Here is a 20,906-nt window from a genome sequence, read left to right as displayed (position 1 = left end):
AATGGACGATTATCACCAGAGTACCTTTCAATTAGTTTCTGAAGTAAGTAAGAGTCTTAACCTGCTGGACGAGAATCAGATCAATGCGATACTTGAATGTATTGCTAAAGAAACAGAGTCTAAAATGTATTACATCCTTGCCGAAAACCAAAAGGACTTGCAACGGATGGATACAGGTAACCCTAAATACGACAGGCTGCTTTTGACCGAGCAACGTATAAAAGATATTGTAAAGGATATCCGGAATGTAGCTACCCTACCCTCTCCTACAGGAAGAATCCTGATGCAAAAAACATTACCAAACGGATTGAATCTAACCAAAAAGACAGTTCCGTTCGGTGTAATAGGAATCATATATGAGGCACGCCCGAATGTGAGCTTCGATGTCTTTTCTCTGTGCTTTAAGTCAGGCAACGCTTGCATTCTGAAAGGAGGTTCAGATGCCTGGTATTCCAACGAAGCGATAGTAAACATCATACAGAATGTGCTGGATGAGAACGGCGTTAATCCCAATGTATGCACATTATTGCCTAATGAACGTTCGGCAACAGAGGAGCTACTCAACGCGCGGGAATATGTAGACCTGATCATACCCCGCGGAGGAAAAGAACTGATCAACTATGTACGGGAGAATTCTAAAATACCTGTAATTGAAACAGGAGCCGGCGTATGCCATACATATTTTCATAAAGACGGGGATCTAGCAAAAGGAAAAGAGATCATAACCAACGCCAAGACGAGGAAAGTAAGTGTATGCAATTCTCTGGACTGCCTCATCATAGACAGGGACAGGCTTGAAGACCTGCCGTTCCTGTGTGAAGACCTGCAAAAGAAAGATGTAACTATCTATGCCGATAAACAGGCATACGAAGCACTCTTTCCTTCATACTCCTACGATCTGCTGAAAAAAGCAGACGAAGATAGCTTCGGCACAGAATTCCTCGACTATAAAATGGCGATCAAAACCGTTTGGGGGCTGGATGAAGCTATCAGCCACATATCAAAATACAGTTCGAAACATAGCGAAGCCATAGTCAGCGAGAACCGTGAAGCCATAAATATATTCGAAAAACTGGTGGATGCAGCCTGCGTTTATGCCAATGCATCTACAGCCTTTACCGATGGCGCACAATTCGGACTTGGCGCTGAGATAGGTATCAGTACACAAAAAATGCATGCCCGTGGCCCGATGGCATTGGAAGAACTATGCTCCTACAAATGGATAATTGAGGGAGACGGACAAACACGATCATGAAAAAGAAGAAAAAGACCAAAGGAAAAATCACTATAGAAGATTATGTAAAAGCAGTGAAGAAAGCCGACAGGGAAAATGAATTGTCCCAGTCGGCCGGATGGAAACGCACAACCAGCATACATAAGAACAAGAAAGCCTACGACAGGAAAAGAGATAAGAAGAGCCTTCCGGATGAATAAAAGACTCTTTACGATAAATACCCTGTTTTCATTAATTTTGTCTTACTTTATCTATAGGATAAACAAGCATATTAAGATATTCTACTGATCAATATGGAACGGATCATAAGACTTGATTATTTCAGACTCATACTTAGTTTATTGGTTATCACAATACATATGCAGCCTCTTTTCGGAGAAGATTCACTAGCAGGATGGCTTATCTCTAATGGTATCGCCCGCATAGCCGTTCCCTTCTTTTTTATTCTGAGTGGTTATTTTATAAGTACCAAACTTGATGACCGGAAATATACAAAGAATTATCTTCTGCATCTATTAATAATGTATATAGTCTGGTCATTACTTTATCTTCCTACCTATTATCAGGAAATAGAGCCCCGTTCCTTTATTACATCTGCTTTGCTGGGATATTATCACCTATGGTTTTTGCCCGCATTAATTATAGCTGTTATATTACTGCTAATTGTTAAGCGCTTTATAAATAATGACAGGATTATTCTATATACCGGTTTCCCTCTTTTTATTATTGGCTATTATCTGGAATACAAAGGTCTTTATTACAGGACATATTGCAACGGACTCTTTTTCGGCTATCCGTTTTTAGTTCTGGGCTATTGCATAAATAAGAGAATCTGGATAGAAAGATTTAAAGGTTTCCGATTATACCTTTTTCTTATTATAGGTTTAGTTTTCTTATTCCTGGATTCATATCTTGGATATGTTCTCAATACCCATAAGAACATGATAATTGCCCTGTATATATTCTGTCCCATGCTGTTTGTCCTGTTATTAAAAGGAGCAAAAAAGAAGATAGTCTCCGGTAAAATAAATCCGGGACAATTAGCGACCGGCATATATTATATTCACATTTTGGTGATCGCGCTGGCAGTACCATTATCTGAGACATATAATATCGTTACTTATCCTATTGTAGCCACACTATCGATATTGTTGTCTATCTTTGTTATCTTTGTAAATAAACGAATAAAAATATTTCTATAATGAGAACATATACCAATGTTAAAGATCTTGGCGACCTGAATGCCGCTGTAAAAGAAGCTCTTGAAATAAAGAAAAACCGCTTTGCATATAAGCACTTAGGCGAAAATAAAACCCTGTTGATGGTATTCTTCAATTCCAGTTTACGCACACGGCTAAGCACCCAAAAAGCAGGAATGAACCTGGGTATGAATACAATGGTGCTCGATATTAATCAGGGAGCCTGGAAACTGGAGACAGAGCGTGGCGTAATTATGGATGGCGATAAATCGGAACATATACTCGAAGCCATACCTGTAATGGGCAGTTATTGTGATATTATAGGCGTGCGTGCATTTGCCCAATTCGAAAATAAGGAAGATGATTATCAGGAAAAAATATTAAACCAGTTTATCCAATACTCAGGTAAGCCTGTATTTAGTATGGAAGCCGCTACAGGCCATCCGTTACAGGCATTCGCCGATCTGATAACTATCGAAGAATACAAAAAAACAGCCCGCCCAAAGGTTGTACTGACATGGGCTCCACATCCGAAAGCATTACCTCAGGCTGTGCCAAACTCTTTTGCTGACTTTATGAATGAAGCTGATGTGGATTTCGTTATAACCCACCCTGAGGGCTACGATCTCGATCCTAAGTTTGTCAGAGGAGCAAAGGTTGAATACAATCAGGATAAAGCCCTCGAAGATGCTGATTTTGTATATGCCAAAAACTGGGCTGCCTATACCAATCCTAACTATGGGAAAATCCTGAGCAAAGATATGTCGTGGACTGTAACCGCACAGAAAATGGCATTAACAAATAATGCTTATTTTATGCACTGTCTGCCTGTAAGAAGAAATATGATCGTTAGTGACGATGTTATTGAGAGTCCTCAGTCGATTGTTATTCCAGAAGCTGCGAACAGAGAGATATCTGCACAAACTGTAATAAAAAGAATGCTGGAAACATTATAATGCAACAGCTATAAAAACACAGGGGAATATCTACATAGATGTTCCCCTGTTATTTTTTTATATGCCTCTATTTCTTATTCTTCTTTCGGCTCGACTTTGTTATAACAATATGTACAAACATGATTTTCAGGCAATCCGATAGAAGTAAGCAAATCTTCGACTGTCATAAATTTCAATGTACTTATATGCAATTTCTTACGGATGCAATCAATCATATTGTTATATTGAGGCGAATAGGTAATAGCATATTTATCCAAATCTTTATCGGCATCACCTTCCAACTCCTCTATTGTACGACGTGTGATAAGTTCCATCGCAGACTTCGAAGCAGTGAATCCCAGATATGGACATGCATGCAGGATAGGCGGACTACCAATACGCATATGCACCTCTTTTGCGCCATATCCGTACAGAATACTTACGTTATCTTTCAACTGTGTACCTCTTACTATAGAGTCGTCACAAAATATGACTCTCTTGCCATCCAGTAAACGGCGGTTAGGTATGAGCTTCATCTTAGCTACAAGGTCACGCACGGCCTGATTGGCAGGAGTAAAGCTTCTTGGCCATGTAGGGGTGTATTTAATGATCGCCCTGCGATACGGGATACCTTTACCTTCGGCATAACCCAATCCCATACCAATTCCCGAATCGGGAATACCGGCCACATAATCGGCATCTACGGCATCTCTTTTCGCCATAGCCTGACCGGAAGCATACCGCACAGCATCTACATTCACTCCTTCATAATCAGATACAGGATAACCGTAATATACCCAAAGGAATGAGCAGACCTGTTTCTGTTTATTTGGTTTACGCAATTGTGTTATTTTATCAGCGGTAAGCTCGACTACCTCACCCGGGCCTACATCATAGCTCAATTCATAACCTAAGTTAGGAAAGCTGCATGGTTCACTTGAAACCGCATTAGCCCCGTCTTTCGATCCTATCAGCACAGGTGTGCGTCCCCATTTGTCGCGGGCAGCGATAATACTGTTTTCTGTGAGGATAAGCATCGAACACGAGCCTTTGATCTTCTCATAAACTAATTCGATACCTTCGAGAAAAGTCTTCCCCTGTGAAATCAGTAAGGCGATCAGTTCGGTTTGATTTTTCTGGTCTGAACTCAATTCGGTAAAATGAGCACCTGTTGCCAGAAGCTCTTTCTCCAATTCCTTCAGGTTATTTATCTTTGCTACCGTCACGATTGCATATTTCCCCAAGTGAGAATTTATAAATATGGGCTGTGGATCGGTATCACTTATTACCCCGATACCCGAATTGCCTTTAAACTTACTCAGATCTGCTTCAAATCGCAGGCGGAAATATGAGTTTTCCAGGTTATGTATCGCCCTGTTAAATTCGCCATCATAAAAGGTTATCATCCCACCCCTGCGTGTTCCCAGATGCGAATTATAGTCAATCCCATAGAACAGATCGGTTACACAAGGTGAGTTTGATATAGTTCCGAAAAAACCTCCCATCTTTTATTTCAGTTTTGCTAAAGTTTCTTTCACTCGTCTCATTGCTTCAATGATATTCTCATCAGATGTAGCATATGAGAAACGGATATAGTCAGGAGCTTCGAAAGCCAGTCCGCCGACACATGCCACATGCCCTTCTTCAAGAAGGAACATTGCCAGATCGGCCGATGTTACTATTGTTTTGCCATTATACGACTTACCCAGATAATAGCTACATTCAGGGAACAGGTAAAATGCTCCTTCCGGTTTGTTTACTTTGAAACCTTCTATTCCAGATGCAAGTTTTACAATCAGATCGCGGCGGCGCATAAAAGCCTCACGCATATCCTCCACACACTGTTGGTCTCCGTTATAAGCCGCTTCAGCAGCTTTCTGGGCTATGGAGGACGCGCCTGATGTATATTGCCCCTGCAATTTATTACAAGCCGATGCGATCCACTGCGGCGCAGCCATCCAGCCGAGACGCCAGCCCGTCATCGCATAAGCTTTAGACACTCCGTTTATAATTACCACACGATCTCTTATATTATCAAACTGAGCAATACTCTCATGTTTACCAACATAATTGATATGCTCATATATCTCGTCGGCTATAATAATTATATTCGGATATTTAGCTAATACATTTGCCAAGGCTTCCAGTTCCGCCTTTGAATATATACTTCCTGTAGGATTTGACGGGGAACAGAGAATTATAGCTCTTGTTTTGGGGGTTATTGCCCCTTCCAACTGAGCCGGTGTTATTTTAAAATCCTGCTCGATACCTGTGCGCACGACCACACTTTTACCTTCGGCCAACTTCACCATTTCAATATAGCTCACCCAACATGGTGCAGGGATAACCACTTCATCATTTTTGTCAACTACTGTAAGTAAAACATTACACACCGCTTGCTTAGCACCGCTCGAACAGATGATCTGCTCCGGCTTATAATCAAGTCTGTTCTCGTTTTTCAATTTCCGGCTGATAGCCTGACGCAGCGACATATAGCCGGGAACAGGAGTATAGAATGAAAAATTATCGTCGATTGCTTTTTTTGCAGCCTCTTTTATATGCTCCGGAGTAAAGAAATCGGGCTCTCCTACGCTCATATTGATAACATTGATTCCCTGGGCTTTCAACTCAGTGCTTTTTTGAGACATAGCCAGTGTCTCCGAAACGGCGAGACTGGCTATACGTTGCGACACTTGTGTCATAGTTGATAAAGATTTTTTTAGATTTATTCGTTATTGTTTTTAGATATCCATTTCTAGTCTACCTGATGCAAATCATGCCCCATACGCTCTTTCTTTGTGTGCATATAGAACTCATTATATTTGTTCGGGGTAATCTCGATCGGCACATTCTCTACTACCTCAAGGCCAAAAGATTCCAGCCCCCTGCGTTTCACCGGATTATTTGTCAAAAGACGCATTTTGGAAACATTCAGATCACGAAGCATGGCAGCCCCTACTCCATAATCACGTTCATCAGCACGATAACCCAAATGTAGGTTAGCATCAACTGTATCATAACCTTCTTCCTGAAGTTTGTATGCTTCTATTTTAGCCATAAGCCCAATACCGCGGCCTTCCTGGTTAAGGTATATGACAACTCCTTTCCCTTCTTTTTGTATCATTTGCATCGACTTATGCAGCTGCTCTCCACATTCGCAGCGGTAAGAGCCAAATATATCTCCGGTCATACAGGATGAATGTACCCTGACCAATATAGGTTCATCTTTTTCCCATGTACCTTTTATCAAAGCGATATGTTCAAGTCCGCTTGATTTTTGTTTGAACGGGATTAAGCGAAAGTCCCCGTACTGAGTAGGCATTTTTACTTCTGCTCCTTTTTCTATCAGCGATTCGCGTTCAAGACGGTAACGGATCAGATCGGCCACTGATATAAGTTTCAGATTGAATTCGTCAGCCATCTTCTTCAGCTCGGGAAGACGGGCCATTTCTCCATCTTCTTTCTTCACCTCGATAAGTACCCCTGCCGGATATAATCCTGCCAGACGAGCCAAATCAACCGCGGCTTCGGTATGTCCTACACGGCTAAGAACACCTTTGTCTTTTGCCTTTAAAGGGAATACATGCCCCGGACGTCCTAAATCTTCGGGTTTCGTATCTTTTTTTGTTAATGCCAATATAGTCTGAGCCCTGTCATAGGCTGATATTCCTGTAGTTACGCCATTCTTCAGCAGATCTACCGAAACGGTAAAAGGTGTGGCATGTACCGAAGTGTTGTGAGTAACCATCATCGGTAGATCCAATTCCTCGCATCTCTCTGCCGTAAGTGGAGCACAAAGCAGTCCCCGGGCATGGGTTTCCATAAAATTGATCTTTTCAGGAGTTATAGCTTCTGCTGCAATAATCAGATCACCTTCATTCTCACGGTCTTCGTCATCAACGACAATTACAAAATTACCATTCCGTATTTCTTCAATGGCCTCTTCTACTGTATCTAACTTTATCTTGTCCATTTATTATAGCTGTTTTTAAATATTCATTCCGATTTTTTCCTTCACCTTTTCCATATCCTTCTTTACAAAAAGAAATGCAACAGGGAAGAATGTGAATAATGCGATTATGTTGAAAAGATGATATAATTTCGACTTCTCGATAATGCCTGCATAGAACATCATATAATACGTAGCCGAACGGATAAACAATATCCCGTAAGCGGCGTAAATTATAGTCGAAAAATCAGGAATATTGAGTATCAGTAATATTAGGGAAATAACATACCCAATCCCTGTAAGCAGAGCACTCTTACAAAAATCGGTATAATCTTCATTAGCCATTTCATAGCTTTGACTGCCAATGAGATCGTCAAGTTCGGCTTCTCTTTCTTTCAGAACACTTATTGCAGCTATCTGCATATCTTTGCCATAGCCGTGTTTTATATAATTTTTCGCAATGTCCCTAACCAGGTCACTGTCCATAGCTTGCAGACTGATTAATCTTTCAGGCTCAATGTTCAATTGTGATACCGGAGGTATGCGGTCAACTAATATACTACGTTCCTCTGCATTTAATTTCCGAGGTTCTTTAATGAACATTATTTTACGGAAAAATTTATTGTATGCTTCCGGATTGAACAATGCCGAGTCATTCATTGCCTTGTATGTAAGGAATACTCCTAAAGGGAACAATACTGCAGAACTCAACCACATTCCCTGCCATACATACCAAACTCCGTCACGAGCCATCTTATAGCCAACATTGTCTATTATATAGTATATAATAAATAAGGCTACTGATACAACAACGGGCATTCCCAACCCGCCTTTGCGTATTATAGCTCCCAATGGCGCACCAATAAAGAAGAAGATAAGACAGGCAAAAGACAAGGTAAATTTACGATGCCATTCTACTTCATGCAAACGAATATTCTTTTGCAGACTCTTTTTCTGATTCCATTCTATCACGTTGAACTTACTATTATCGGCCTCGACAGATGCTGCGCTCAAATATTGAGACATATCATTCCTGCTGAATGAGGCCAGTAGGGAATCAAAGTCTATCCGGTTTTCCGTTATCTTTTTATCTCGCTTTTCTATTTTATTTATCGAATCCCGGGCGGCTTTTTCCTTTTTGTAAGAATCAGACATTTTGTATGAAAGATAAGTATGCTGCCCGATTGTACGCCTGTCTTTTACATTTATAGAATCAAGACGTAACGACATCGAATCGATGGACTGCCCCAGCTGAACAATATTTTTTGCGATCTGGGTACCTTCGAGATTAGATTCGTCCATCCGCTCAAAGTTGGCGTCGAAAGGAATAATGATTTCCTTTTCCTTGAAATTCTCCCGTCCGTATGGGACGAATTGGTTATCATTCCTCCTCCGGGCATTAGAGGTATTAGTTATATCAGCCTGCTGGAAATTTGCAAAGCGCTGCCCATAGAAAAGGTTCAGCACCAGATATTTCTTATCTTCCGAAACACGCATTAAAGCCGAATCGCAGACAAATACAGACATATTATCGAATCCGCTGGATGTATCATATATCATTACATCTTTGAGCATCCCTGTTTCCTTATTCTTTTTCTTTACATACAGGCTATAGTTATTTATCCCACTATAGAAAGAACCTTCGGGAATATCCAGTTCGGGTGATTTTTGTTTAATGGAAATCAACAGGGAGCGAAATTTCACATTGATACGTGGCATAGCTTCATTCTGAAAAAAGAATGCACCTATGGATATACAAGCCACTAGCATAATGAGCGGTTTCATTGCCTTCAACAACGATACTCCTGAAGCTTTTACTGCTAGCAATTCAAGCCTTTCTCCCATATTACCGAAAGCCATAAGTGAGGCCAGAAGCAATGATAATGGCAGGCTCATCGGTATCAGCTGTAAAGCTGCATATAAGAATAGCTCAAATAGGACAACATTATCGAGCCCCTTACCTACCAGATCTTCGATATAACGCCAGAGGAACTGCATTATAAAGATGAACAGGCATATCCCGAAAGTCATCATGAAGACTGGGATAAATGTTTGAATAATGAATGTATATAGCCGCTTTATCCTTAGCATTGGTAATTACTCAAATTGAGTACAAAAGTAGTAAAAAGAACCTTTCGAAAGGTAATAATAGATGGAAAGATGAGTTTCTTAGATTTTATTAGCTTTTTCGCGTTGAATATGAGAACTTTCTCGACCATTTGCCAAATTATTTTTTTATTTTCGGGCATGATGCTTGTTTTATCAAAAATATTCTTCTATTTTTGCACCCGCTAATAAGATGATGGCGGGATAGCTCAGCTGGTTAGAGCGCATGATTCATAATCATGAGGTCGGGGGTTCAAGTCCCCCTCCCGCTACCTAAAAATAAAGAACTTACAATTTGAAATTGTAGGTTCTTTTTATTTTTGCATAAAAATTGCATAAAATAAACCCACTATTTATATTATACCGTCCTTAACCGGTTCTGTTACGAAATACCTGACAGACGCATGGGTAAAATTTACCATATCTTTAAGCACATCCTCATTTGGCCAGCGGATGATCAGTGTATAATATACTTAAAAGAATATCAAACATGAGCCCACAATACCATTTTGCAAATAATCAGATTTAAATTTCGAAATTATACCAAAAACATATCAATGTAACCACATTTTGAAAATTCACCCTAATCCCTTTTTATTTTTTATCAATATGTGGTTTTACACACATATTTAAATATCAGTTTTATAGCCTTATAATCATTATTATATATTTAATTTTATTAACATAAAATAAATAAATGAAATACAAGTAATCAAATTAAATAATGACAGAACAAATCGCATAATTTTCGCATAAAGTAGAGGATATAAAATACATCAACGTACTGAAATATGCCCAGTTAATCTTTATCATCTTTATCCTTTTTATAATTGCTTAGTAAATACAGGATTGATTGTTTACAATCTTGTAAAAATGATAAGAAAGAATCGATCGTTTTGATTAGCAGAAAAATAGAATCCGAAATTAAATCCAAAACACTAATATATAGCCCTGACGAACTGTTCTCAATGAATTCGGAAAAGAAACGCATAAGAAAGCCAATACAGATCAATGTATAAGCTGAAAATACAGAATATGCTTCAGAAAACTTTATCACTTATAAAATGAGAAACAAGTACTGAAAATATCGTATGTACAATATCAAATACAACATATCAACAATCAGGAGACAAAAATATCATTAACAATCAACAATGAATAATTATAAAAACACTAATTAAAACACCCTTTTATCCATTATGAAAAACATTAGTTATGAAGAAATTAAAAAAAGAACTTATTATATTATAAGTGAAAAGCCTCGCCTATAGAGCGAATTTGTTAACTAAATTTATTACAGATATATGAAACAAAAGAGTAATCCCCATTATCTCTCGCGAGGGAATAACAATCGTATCTTTAAAATTATGAAAATCACTACATTTCTATGTTTCTGGAGCATATTTTTCTTATATGCAGGAAATAGTTATCCGCGACAAACACTATCTGCTTTAGAAATGAACAAAGCGGCTGAAAAAGTAATTATAAATGAAACAAAAGTAGCAGCCGATCCTATTAAAATCACAGGATTAATAACTGACGAACGTGGAGAGCCTCTACCTGGAGTTACTATCTCCTTAAAATCAGACAAAAAAGTAGCTAATTTCTCTGGTGCCGATGGTAAATATTTATTCACGGTCACCAAACCAGGTGAAACTTTAATTTTCTCATTCATAGGAATGAAAGAAGAAGAAGTTCGCCTAAAAGATGGGGTGACGAACTATAATGTAAAACTATATCCTGCCGACAACCAATTGAAAGAAGTCGTTGTAGAAACAGGTATGTTTCAGCGAGACAGGGTTAGCTTTACAGGTTCAGTATCAACATATACAGGTCAGGAACTCAGAAACATAAGTAACCAGAATGTACTGAAAAGTCTAAAAGTATTAGACCCGTCTTTTGTGATTCTGGACAATAGCCTCAGAGGTTCCGACCCTAACTCCATGCCTACTATAGAAATGAGGGGACAAGGAGGCTCTGTTCTGAATGCTACAATTGATGAGTTTGGTAATGATCCTAATCAGCCGTTATTTGTTTTGAATGGGGTTGAAGTATCCATTAGTCGTATAAACGACCTTGATATAAATAGAGTAGAGTCTATAACTATCCTTAGAGATGCTGGTTCTACTGCGATATATGGTTCTAAGGGAGCAAATGGTGTTATTGTTGTAGAAACAATAAAACCGAAGCCAGGAGAACTAAAAGTATACTATAGCGGAGATTTTCAGATAGATATGACTGACCTTTCAGGATATAACATGATGAATGCTAGCGAAAAACTTGAATTCGAAAGGTTGGCTGGAAAGTATACAAACACTTCAAGTGCCGCCTCCCAAAAAGCCCTAATGGAGCTATACAATTACAGATTAGCAGACATACAACGTGGCGTGGATACATATTGGCTAAGCCAGCCTGTACAAACAGGCTTCACTCATGGACATTCAGTAAGGGTATCGGGAGGTAATGAGTTCTTAACAATCGATGGAGGAGCAAAATATAAGAATAACCAGGGCGTAATGAAAGGATCCGGACGTGAAACATGGGCTGGAAATATAAGCATGGTATATCGTAATCAAAAATTTATCGTATCAAACGACCTTGATATTACTGGATATAAAGCGACTAATAGTCCATATGGAGATTTTTCCACATGGGTAAACACAAGTCCTTATTTCAGAATGAGAAATGAAGATGGAACAGTAGAAAAATACCTTCAATACAGAACCGGACTGGGATACGCAGATCTAAGTTCTCCAATTGTAGATAACATTCCTAATCCGCTATATAATGCATTATTGAATAGCAAAGACGAACGAAGTGACATTACTATCTCCAATAGTTTCCAAATACAATACATGCCTACTGATGAATTGCGATTCAAGGCCGGATTGGATCTGATAAGGACAAACAGCAAGACAACTCAGTTCTCACCTCCTGAAAACACAAAATATAACGATCTAACAATGTATGAGAAGGGGGAATATTTTCATAAAGACCTCAATCAAATGGTTTATAAAGGGCGCATCGATGGAGCATATGCAAAAGTTATAGACAAGCACTCGATCACAATAAATGCCAGAGCACAGATGGAAATGAGTAAAACAAACTACGTAAGTGTCACTGCTGTCGGGTTTCCATATGGCAGCCAAGGCACTCCTAACCTTGCCTATAGCTACAAACAAGAGTCTAAACCGGGCTATCTCGAAGATGAAAAAAGATCTGTCGGTCTTGTTGGGGCTTTGACCTATGATTTTGATAAAAGATATCTCTTCAACTTCTCTTTAAGTGTAGACGGAACATCTTCATTTGGCTCTAATAAATTATACAAGTCTTTCTGGTCTGCCGGAATAGGTTGGAATATCAATCAAGAATCTTTCATGAAGGATCAATACTGGATAGATATTCTTAAAATAAGAGCCACAATAGGTACATCCGGAAGCCAAAATTCGGGTACGACCTATTCAAAATCTGTTTATACATACTTTATCGACAGTAATATATTCGGGCAAGGCGCTTATCTCAGTAATGTAGGCAATCCTGATTTACCTTGGGCTATCTCAAAAGATTTTGATGCGGGGATCGATTTTAGAATTTTAAATGGGCGCACATCCTTGACATTTGATTATTTCCGTAAAAAGAATGACCCTAATATTATACCTGTACCTCTGGTACCATCGACAGGAATAAGCTCATATCCAATGGATTTAGGCTATCAAATAAATGAAGGTGTGGAATTTAGAGCTACAGTATTCCCTATATATAATTTGAAAGACCGTATACTTTGGTCGCTGTCTTTTTCGGGTATTCATAATAAAAAAACATACAGAGGATTCGGCAACGCAATAGATTCTTATAATTTAAAACAACAGCAGAGTAATACAATGAGACAATATGTTGATGGTTATAGTGACGATGATATTTGGGCTGTACGTTCGTATGGAATCGATCCCGCTACCGGACAAGAAATATATATAAAAAAAGATGGTAGCCTGACATTCGATTACGATGCAGACGATATGGTCGCTGTCGGTAGTACCAGACCTGACCTGCGAGGTGTGATCTCTACTTCTTTCCGTTACAAAAATTTTGAAATTGGCATGGCTTTCTCTTACAGTTTTGGCTCTGATATATATAATAACGTATTATACAACAAAGTAGAGAATATAACGAAATCTCAATTAGAAAAGAATCAGGACAAACGGGCATTATATGACCGATGGAAGAATCCGGGTGATATAGCAGAATACAAAGGAATATCAATTGTAAGCAGTACCTCACCAAGAACTTCCCGTTTTATACAAAAAAACAACTATCTGAGAGCCGAATCTATCAGCTGTAAATATGATATTATAAACAATGAATGGGTAAAACAAAATTTGGGTATCAGTACTCTATCTGTAACCGGATACCTGAATGATATATTCAGGCTGGAGACATCCAAAACCGAAAGATCTACTCAATATCCATTCGCCCGAAGTGTTGCTCTGGGTGTAAACCTTTCATTTTAATGAGTGATACGTAATTGAATTAAATTTTAAAATAAAAAATATGCATATGAAATATGTAAATATGATAAAAAAAACAATGTTAGGAGTTGCCATAACATTATCTATTGTCGGATGCAGTGACTGGTTAAAAGTTGACCCGGTTGATTCAACCCTTGAAGATTGGGTATATGCAACCGAAAACAATACTCAAATTGCGCTGAACGGAATTTATCTAAAAATGGCAAACACGCCTCTTTACGGACAAGACTTGACCAATAGGGCTGTAGAAATACTAGCTCAAAGATATGCTGTTCCCGCAAATACTTCATCGAGCAATAAGCTAAGGTATTATATGAATTCTTACGCTTATTCAGATCAGGTAGTTACAAATAATCTCCTTGAAATATGGACAGAAGCCTACAGTACAATTCTTAACATTAATTATTTCATAAAAAAACTCAATGCGACAGAAGGAATTATACCTCAAAGCCGAAAAGAAATTATGCTGGGAGAAGCACATGGATTAAGAGCATTTATACACTTCGACATGCTCAGGCTCTTTGGCCCTGTGTATGTGACCGACTCTACCGCGTTATCTATACCATATTACAATGAGCCGATAACAGAAACACAGCCAAGAGAAACTGCAAATACAATCATGGACAAGATATTTACCGACATCGAAACATCTCTCGAATATCTAAAAAATGATCCGGTAATAACAGAAGGTGCAATGGTATATGCAAGCGAGGACAGTTTGTCCGTCTCACAACTGGAAATCAATGAATTTTATCGTTTCCGCAACCGACGGATGAATTATTACGCTGTCTCTACATTCAAAGCGAGAGCGCTACTATACAGGGAAGATAAAGCAGCAGCACTGGCATTGGCACTGGCACTATTGAATGACTCAAAGTTGTCGGAGCATTTCCCATGGGTTACAAGGGCACAAGTAGCTCTCACAAATAAAGAAGATCGTATCGCTTCACCCGAAGTATTGTTTGGAATACATTCGCCTTATATGTACTCGGTCTGGGACAATAATTTCTCGCCTGGGCTAGGCTCTTCAGTCTTTACCGGTTCTACACAGACAAATGTAAACTATGCTTTCGATGTTAGTTCTTCAGGGCAACTATCAACAAGTACAGACTACAGAGCGCTGAATTGGGCTAATTATAGTATCGATGCTACTTATATGACATCTTATAAATTTGCCAAAACGACAATTACCACCAACAATTGGAATTATCAACCTCTTATACGCAAAACAGAATTGTATTATATCATTGCAGAAGTTCAAAATGATATAGAATATATCGACCAGGTACGGGTAAACAGAGGACTGAAAAAAGTATCAGAAGCCAAAACTTCTGTGAATGTAACTACAGAATTATTGTTAGAAAATATGAGGGAATTCCAGGGCGAAGGCCAACTATTTTTCTACTATAAAAGACGGAATCAAAAAACAATCCGTAGTGGAAATCTAACCAGTGGCACTAGTAATGTCACGATGGATGCTACTAAATATGTACTTCCTATACCTCAGGTAGAAATAGATAATTAAAAACAATGAATCAACAAAAACATGAAAAAGAGTATATTAAATATAAAACCTGCCGTCCTGCTTATTACGGCCATAGCAATTTTCTCTTCTTGCAAGGAAGACAAATTAGATCTCTTTGAGGGAGAAACCAATATCTATTTTTCTTTGCAAAATCGGCGCGAATCCGATAATCATTTTAATTTTTCATACACTTTCAATGATGTATATTATAGTAAACAATGGTATATAACAGTGCCAATGGATAGCATCAGCTTATCTTATGGATATTTAGAAAAGGGATTATTACCTATAGATACGACATACGTACCTGTTAGTATAATGGGTAATCTGGCCGATTATGACAGGACAATAAGTTACAAACTAGCATCGACATCGACAGCTGTCGAAAATTCCGATTTCAAAATATTGGAAGCCAAAATTCCGGCTAATAAAGAGGTTGGTGCTATAGTGATAGAGTTGTATCGTGAAAAGTATACCGAAGAAACGAAAACAATTGACCTCACTTTGGTTCCCGGTAACGATTTTTATACAAACTATAAGGAAGTGTTGCGGAGCGCAACTGACACGCTCAAGGCCAGCACTATAGACTTTAGGGTAACAGTATCCGACTTTCTGACCCTACCTCTTTTGTGGAACAACTGGGCTTATTATCTCGGAACCTTTTCTGCTAAAAAGGTATTCTTATTAAAAGAACTTGTAAATCTCGATATAGAAATATTCTATGTCGCCTCCACAGCCGAAGGACCTACCATAGCACAAGTCACAGCATGGGGAGGGCTTTTGAAAAAATACCTTGCCGAGCAAAAAGCAGCAGGAAATACAATCTATGAAGAAAATGGCGAAGAAATGTCAGCCGGACTATATGCATAACTAATAAAAAGATAAAAATCATGAATCAGAAATATAATTTTATTAAGTATATTTTATGCGTTGTATTTAGCATATCTTTTTGTATATCATGCTACGACGACAAAGGAAATTACGATTATAATGACATCAATGAAATAGAAATAGAAGGTATAGAAGAAGAGTATTCGTTAAGGATGGAAGAACTGCTTACTATTAAGCCCATCCTGAAATCTTCGATACAAGGAAACGAAGCAAACTATAAGTACCAATGGATATTCCTGAGTATCCAGATAGACAAAAAGCTCTACTACAACTATACCTTTTCCAATGATAAATATTTGGAAGATGTATGGCTCCAACTGCCAGGGGGGTCTTATACCGCTTACTATAAAATAACAGATACATCCACCGGAATAGAATGGGTGTCCAAAAATTTTAAAATATCAATTTCTGACGAAATTGCTTCCGGAATACTTGTCCTAAGCGATGTAAATGATAAGGCAAGAGTAGATTTTATCAGTTATTTTAATAATGAATTAACCCTTAAGCTCGATGTCTTATCTATCATAAATTCTGAATACCCGGACTTTGGTAAACCCTTGAGTCTCTCCTGCTACAGTGATAATAATTCGCCTAAAATGGGAGCGACAGTAGAAGATGGCAGATACGCTGTTACTATATTAACTAATACGGGGGCTTATCGCCTGCATCCGGGTAATTTCACCTATGATCCGTTATACAATCTTAATTATGTATTTATCGGAAACCCTTCGGATGATTTCATTGCCATGAGAATCGCTGAAGGAGGATATCTTATTGATAATAGCAATAATGTGTATCTGTATAATTATACCTACAGCACATATTGGACTGTAGGCATTTATGTTAATACAACTGTCGACAGTAAATATATAAATGTAAGTCCTATGATTGGGGCTGTCACCCCTACTTCTTCCTATGGCGGAATTGTAATGTACGATACTGACAATAAAAGTTTTATATACCAAAGAGGCAGTTTTATTAAATATTCATCCTATTTTTCCACTTCGTTGGAGCAAACATTTAACGAATTGGAATTCAAGATGAATAATACAGGAAAAGACTTATTATATCTATTTTGCAGAGAAACTGAAGCCTCAGTATCTATGCCTAAAATTTACTGTATACTGAAAGATCCTGTAACAGAAGAGTTATTTATTGGATCTTTTGAATTTGGTAATACAATAAAACAAACCATGTATGCAAAAATCCCATTAGTAGATTCTGAAAACATTAGGGAATTTGCCATGGGACAGAATATTAGCAAAACAGGTAATTTAAATCCTTTCCTGTATTACAGGACTGACAATAAGGTATATGTATACAATATCAACGATGGCGATAACAAAGTTGTATATACTGCTCCCGATAATAATATTATAACCACTATGAAGTTTCTGGGAAATTCACGTAACGTAAGCAGCAGCAGCGAATGGCTCGAAGACTTGATGATTGCAACATATGACCCTGCCAAACCTGCCAACAGCTGTGGAAAACTTGAAGTAATGAAAGTAACCCCGTTGTACGGAGACCTAAATATTAACGAATATAACGAAGAAAAAATGGAATGGACGGGATTTGGTAAAATTGTAGATATTGAATGGAAAAGTAGAAGTAATCAGTAATACGAATAGATAATATCTCTCTAAAAAAATGAAAAAAATAATCTTATTAACTATATTATTGGCAGCCTCCTTTACAGGAGGTTTTGCCAACAACATATCCATTATTAATGGAACATGGCTGAGAAAAGGAGCGAAGGAAGTCAAATTGTTCAAAGTAGAAAGCGGAACAATAAAAGAAATGGCATCTTCTCAGCTTGATAGTAATAATAAATTCCTATTTGCTTTCAATATTTCAAATGACGGCTTTTATGTCATTGGAAACAGTGCGAAAACTGCTTCAGATAATTATACCTTCTATTTCAAACCTGGAGATCAGCTCAATGTAGAAGTAGGAGAAAAAAGTTATAAACTGATAGGAGAAAATACACCCGAAAATAGAGAAATGGAAAAATGGCATGAATTTATCCTGCCTATAGAAAGGAAATCGCTGTATTTTGTCTCGGAACACAGTACCTATGTTGATTTCTTTCCGTTGCTGGATGAAAAATTAGAGGTCATGAATAATTATAAAGTAGAATATACAGCCAATTCAACTTTCAATGAACTGTTCAAAGACTACAGAAAGTACGATATGCTGCTCAACGCTCTTATGTTCACTACTACTCCTCGTTCTGCACATCCGCAAGATGAGGACTTTCCTGATTATTATCATCAGATTGACATATCTGACATTACATCAGGACAAACCTTACTTAAATACCCCTATGGAATGACTCTGATAACCTCTTACAACCTGATGGCTCCCCGAATTCTTGCAGATAAGTATACTGAAGAGCAGATAAAGGATTTGAAAAACGTAAAGAAAGCTTTAGATGTTGTTCTCCCCGAAATAAAGAATGATGAAGTCCAAGGAGAACTCATATTAATGTATTCGCAATATTTGAGAACATATGAGGAATTCCTCGATTTTGAGCAGAAATACGGAAAACACCTCATAACTGATAATCAAAAGGAACGTCTGAATGATAAAATAAAAGATGTAGCCAAACTTGCTCAGGGGCAAATGGCTGTAGACTTCAAATTTCCTGATGCAGATAATAAAGAAATAGCATTATCGGATTTTAAAGGAAAAGTAGTATATATTGATGTATGGGCAACATGGTGTGCTCCATGCATAAAAGAAATACCATCACTAAAAAAGCTGGAAGAAGAATACCATGGTAAAGATATCGTTTTCATGAGTGTTAGTACCGATGAGAGTAAAGATATTCAGAAATGGAAAGATTTTATTCAGAAAAGAGAATTGAAAGGTATTCAGCTTTTTGCTGGAGACAGAGCAAAAAAAGAATTAATGGAAATTTATAAAATAAGTGGAATTCCTCGTTTTATACTCGTTGGTAAAGATGGCAAACTTATATCAGCCGACGCTCTTCGTCCATCCTCTACAGACATAAGAGCCCAACTGGATTCCGCTTTAGCAAAATAGAGAATCAATACATCAGAAAAAAAAATCTTTAAAATACTGCGATTTGTATCCGGAGGAATATAACAATTAATTGTCGTCCTCCCATACTTATCACAGAAGACTACCAATACTTATAAACCTAATAGTATGAATTATCGGAAGATTTTATCTATCCTCGTTTTGTTTATTATTTCTGTCCTATCCGGCTCCACTCAGATATCGGAAGACAGTATAAAAGCCAATTTATACAGGCTCAGTATTGGCTTGAAAAATAAAGATATTACAGCTATTAAGAAGAATTTAGATCCAGATTTCTCTTTAAGTACAGAAAACTGGCCAAGAGCAAAGTATATACTGGAACATATAATTAAGAATAATAATTTTGAATCTGTTGAGCTTACAAATAACGAGTTACGTGTACAAGAAGATAGCGTGGTTTTAGTCAACGTAAAATTCAATTTAGAAAATGGGAAGACTGAAGAAAGTGTCATCGCTATTAATAGAGACAATATGATACTGTTTATTGATTATTTTGACCATTTCGCAGGACATTCCCGTTTTAAGGACTCAAAGCTATTAGGTATTTTACCATTCAATCACCTTAATGGATATATCATTCTTAAAATAAAAATTAATGATAATCCCCGTGAATTATTGTTTCTACTCGACACAGGAGCAGATGGAATAGCTATAAGAAAAACTCTGGCTGATTCTCTTTCCTTAAGTATAAGCCACTCTCAAAATACAAGTGTAGTGGGTACTCAAATACAGGTAAATATATCTGGCGGAAATACAATTCATTTATCAGACTCTATATCATTAAAAAATCAAAATATTGCTATATTTGAAACTATCGATTCCTTTGACGGTATTATTGGTCTCAATCTCGTATCAAGATTTATAACAAATATAAACTTTGATGAAAATCAAATCTATTTATATAGCTTTGGTAACTATCGATATACTGATAACGGAAAAACGTTTCCGATAAGCAAACCGTCTTCGTCCATTGTCGTTCCCAGTTTGTTGAACCTTACCGGGAAAAAGGAGATAACCGGCAACTTTATTATAGATACAGGTGCAAATTATTACCTTATTCTTTTCGAACAATATGTACGAAAAAACAGACTTCTCCTATCCGGATTTAAGCCCGAAGGTGAAGCAACTACTGTAAGTATGGGATATTCAAGTCCTGTCTTCTATGGAAAGGCCTCTGAGTTTAAACTGGATAACGAAATAAGCCAAAAGAATATGCCTATAACTTTGCAAGCATCGAAAGGAGGAGTATCTAAACAAGATAATGACTCTCCGGATGGATCTATCGGAATAAAATTTTTCAGCAATTATAATTTCACAATAGATTTATTAAGAAAGCAAATCCATTTAGTACCAAGAAAACAATTAGAAGACTAAAGTTTATTTCATTTTTAAAAACTTTGGGTCCCCCTGCCTGTCGCAGGCAGAGGATATCCCCGTATGTACATGCATAGTTTGTTTACGCACTCCTGCGCAAC

Annotated in this window: 14 protein-coding genes and 1 tRNA gene; 11 read left to right on the top strand and 4 right to left on the bottom strand. The window is 37.7% G+C overall.

Features of this window, described 5'->3' with window-relative positions:
* Window position 1 precedes the first annotated feature (1 nt).
* The 4 genes from GGR21_RS07535 (at window position 2) to GGR21_RS07520 (ending at window position 3,389) form a co-directional block, all read left to right on the top strand.
* Entirely contained in the window at window positions 2-1,255 is a 1,254-nt protein-coding gene (locus GGR21_RS07535; protein WP_183306599.1) for a glutamate-5-semialdehyde dehydrogenase, read from the top strand.
* Window positions 1,252-1,434: a hypothetical protein gene (locus GGR21_RS07530; RefSeq protein WP_183306598.1), complete on the top strand. Its 183-nt coding sequence runs from the start codon at window positions 1,252-1,254 to the stop codon at window positions 1,432-1,434. The genes GGR21_RS07535 and GGR21_RS07530 overlap by 4 nt, the downstream gene beginning before the upstream one ends.
* 93 nt (window positions 1,435-1,527) lie before the next feature.
* Window positions 1,528-2,436: an acyltransferase family protein gene (locus GGR21_RS07525; RefSeq protein ID WP_183306597.1), complete on the top strand. Its 909-nt coding sequence runs from the start codon at window positions 1,528-1,530 to the stop codon at window positions 2,434-2,436.
* Window positions 2,436-3,389 (top strand): N-acetylornithine carbamoyltransferase, encoded by a 954-nt coding sequence (locus GGR21_RS07520; protein ID WP_183306596.1) that lies wholly within the window; start codon window positions 2,436-2,438, stop codon window positions 3,387-3,389. Before GGR21_RS07525 ends, GGR21_RS07520 begins: the two co-directional genes overlap by 1 nt.
* 74 nt (window positions 3,390-3,463) lie before the next feature.
* Here the strand turns inward: GGR21_RS07520 and GGR21_RS07515 are convergent, their stop codons facing one another.
* From GGR21_RS07515 to GGR21_RS07500, 4 genes are read right to left on the bottom strand one after another with little or no spacing between them, the layout of a single operon-like run.
* Entirely contained in the window at window positions 3,464-4,873 is a 1,410-nt protein-coding gene (locus GGR21_RS07515) for an amidophosphoribosyltransferase (protein WP_183306595.1), read from the bottom strand.
* A 3-nt stretch (window positions 4,874-4,876) separates the two neighbouring features.
* On the bottom strand, window positions 4,877-6,070 hold the full coding sequence (locus GGR21_RS07510; RefSeq protein WP_183306594.1) for a pyridoxal phosphate-dependent aminotransferase: 1,194 nt from the start codon (window positions 6,068-6,070) through the stop codon (window positions 4,877-4,879).
* A gap of 53 nt (window positions 6,071-6,123) precedes the next feature.
* Window positions 6,124-7,341, bottom strand: a complete 1,218-nt coding sequence (locus GGR21_RS07505; RefSeq protein WP_183306593.1) for a bifunctional 3,4-dihydroxy-2-butanone-4-phosphate synthase/GTP cyclohydrolase II — start codon at window positions 7,339-7,341, stop codon at window positions 6,124-6,126.
* 15 nt (window positions 7,342-7,356) lie between these two features.
* Window positions 7,357-9,351 carry an LptF/LptG family permease gene (locus tag GGR21_RS07500; protein WP_246348025.1) on the bottom strand — a complete coding sequence of 665 codons (1,995 nt, stop codon included), beginning with the start codon at window positions 9,349-9,351 and terminating at the stop codon, window positions 7,357-7,359.
* A 270-nt stretch (window positions 9,352-9,621) separates the two neighbouring features.
* Between GGR21_RS07500 and GGR21_RS07495 the strand changes: the two genes are divergently transcribed.
* The 7 genes from GGR21_RS07495 (at window position 9,622) to GGR21_RS07465 (ending at window position 20,805) form a co-directional block, all read left to right on the top strand.
* Window positions 9,622-9,695 (top strand) — tRNA-Met (locus GGR21_RS07495).
* Between the two features lie 1,095 nt (window positions 9,696-10,790).
* Window positions 10,791-13,931 carry a SusC/RagA family TonB-linked outer membrane protein gene (locus tag GGR21_RS07490; protein ID WP_183306591.1) on the top strand — a complete coding sequence of 1,047 codons (3,141 nt, stop codon included), beginning with the start codon at window positions 10,791-10,793 and terminating at the stop codon, window positions 13,929-13,931.
* Window positions 13,932-13,977: 46 nt separating this feature from the next.
* The gene (locus GGR21_RS07485; RefSeq protein WP_183306590.1) at window positions 13,978-15,474 is read left to right on the top strand and encodes a RagB/SusD family nutrient uptake outer membrane protein; all 1,497 of its coding nucleotides are present in this window, start codon (window positions 13,978-13,980) and stop codon (window positions 15,472-15,474) included.
* A 21-nt stretch (window positions 15,475-15,495) separates the two neighbouring features.
* Window positions 15,496-16,344, top strand: coding sequence for a DUF4843 domain-containing protein (locus tag GGR21_RS07480; RefSeq protein WP_183306589.1), 849 nt, complete (start codon window positions 15,496-15,498; stop codon window positions 16,342-16,344).
* Window positions 16,345-16,364: 20 nt separating this feature from the next.
* Window positions 16,365-17,987, top strand: coding sequence for a PKD-like family lipoprotein (locus GGR21_RS07475; RefSeq protein ID WP_183306588.1), 1,623 nt, complete (start codon window positions 16,365-16,367; stop codon window positions 17,985-17,987).
* Between the two features lie 28 nt (window positions 17,988-18,015).
* Window positions 18,016-19,413 (top strand): TlpA family protein disulfide reductase, encoded by a 1,398-nt coding sequence (locus GGR21_RS07470; protein WP_183306587.1) that lies wholly within the window; start codon window positions 18,016-18,018, stop codon window positions 19,411-19,413.
* A gap of 126 nt (window positions 19,414-19,539) precedes the next feature.
* Window positions 19,540-20,805: a retropepsin-like aspartic protease gene (locus GGR21_RS07465; RefSeq protein WP_183306586.1), complete on the top strand. Its 1,266-nt coding sequence runs from the start codon at window positions 19,540-19,542 to the stop codon at window positions 20,803-20,805.
* Window positions 20,806-20,906 lie beyond the last annotated feature (101 nt).

The sequence above is a fragment of the Dysgonomonas hofstadii genome (assembly GCF_014196915.1).
Lineage (GTDB): Bacteria > Bacteroidota > Bacteroidia > Bacteroidales > Dysgonomonadaceae > Dysgonomonas > Dysgonomonas hofstadii.
The sequence above is the reverse complement of the archived record's forward strand: the minus strand, read 5'-3'. Positions and strand labels throughout refer to the sequence as shown.

What these genes read in the sequence shown, in the direction of transcription:
- GGR21_RS07535 (WP_183306599.1), top strand. Translation starts at nt 2, where the DNA reads ATGGACGATTATCACCAGAGTACCTTTCAATTAGTTTCTGAAGTAAGT.
- GGR21_RS07530 (WP_183306598.1), top strand. Translation starts at nt 1,252, where the DNA reads ATGAAAAAGAAGAAAAAGACCAAAGGAAAAATCACTATAGAAGATTAT.
- GGR21_RS07525 (WP_183306597.1), top strand. Translation starts at nt 1,528, where the DNA reads ATGGAACGGATCATAAGACTTGATTATTTCAGACTCATACTTAGTTTA.
- GGR21_RS07520 (WP_183306596.1), top strand. Translation starts at nt 2,436, where the DNA reads ATGAGAACATATACCAATGTTAAAGATCTTGGCGACCTGAATGCCGCT.
- GGR21_RS07515 (WP_183306595.1), bottom strand. Translation starts at nt 4,873, where the DNA reads ATGGGAGGTTTTTTCGGAACTATATCAAACTCACCTTGTGTAACCGAT.
- GGR21_RS07510 (WP_183306594.1), bottom strand. Translation starts at nt 6,070, where the DNA reads ATGACACAAGTGTCGCAACGTATAGCCAGTCTCGCCGTTTCGGAGACA.
- GGR21_RS07505 (WP_183306593.1), bottom strand. Translation starts at nt 7,341, where the DNA reads ATGGACAAGATAAAGTTAGATACAGTAGAAGAGGCCATTGAAGAAATA.
- GGR21_RS07500 (WP_246348025.1), bottom strand. Translation starts at nt 9,351, where the DNA reads ATGATGACTTTCGGGATATGCCTGTTCATCTTTATAATGCAGTTCCTC.
- GGR21_RS07490 (WP_183306591.1), top strand. Translation starts at nt 10,791, where the DNA reads ATGAAAATCACTACATTTCTATGTTTCTGGAGCATATTTTTCTTATAT.
- GGR21_RS07485 (WP_183306590.1), top strand. Translation starts at nt 13,978, where the DNA reads ATGAAATATGTAAATATGATAAAAAAAACAATGTTAGGAGTTGCCATA.
- GGR21_RS07480 (WP_183306589.1), top strand. Translation starts at nt 15,496, where the DNA reads ATGAAAAAGAGTATATTAAATATAAAACCTGCCGTCCTGCTTATTACG.
- GGR21_RS07475 (WP_183306588.1), top strand. Translation starts at nt 16,365, where the DNA reads ATGAATCAGAAATATAATTTTATTAAGTATATTTTATGCGTTGTATTT.
- GGR21_RS07470 (WP_183306587.1), top strand. Translation starts at nt 18,016, where the DNA reads ATGAAAAAAATAATCTTATTAACTATATTATTGGCAGCCTCCTTTACA.
- GGR21_RS07465 (WP_183306586.1), top strand. Translation starts at nt 19,540, where the DNA reads ATGAATTATCGGAAGATTTTATCTATCCTCGTTTTGTTTATTATTTCT.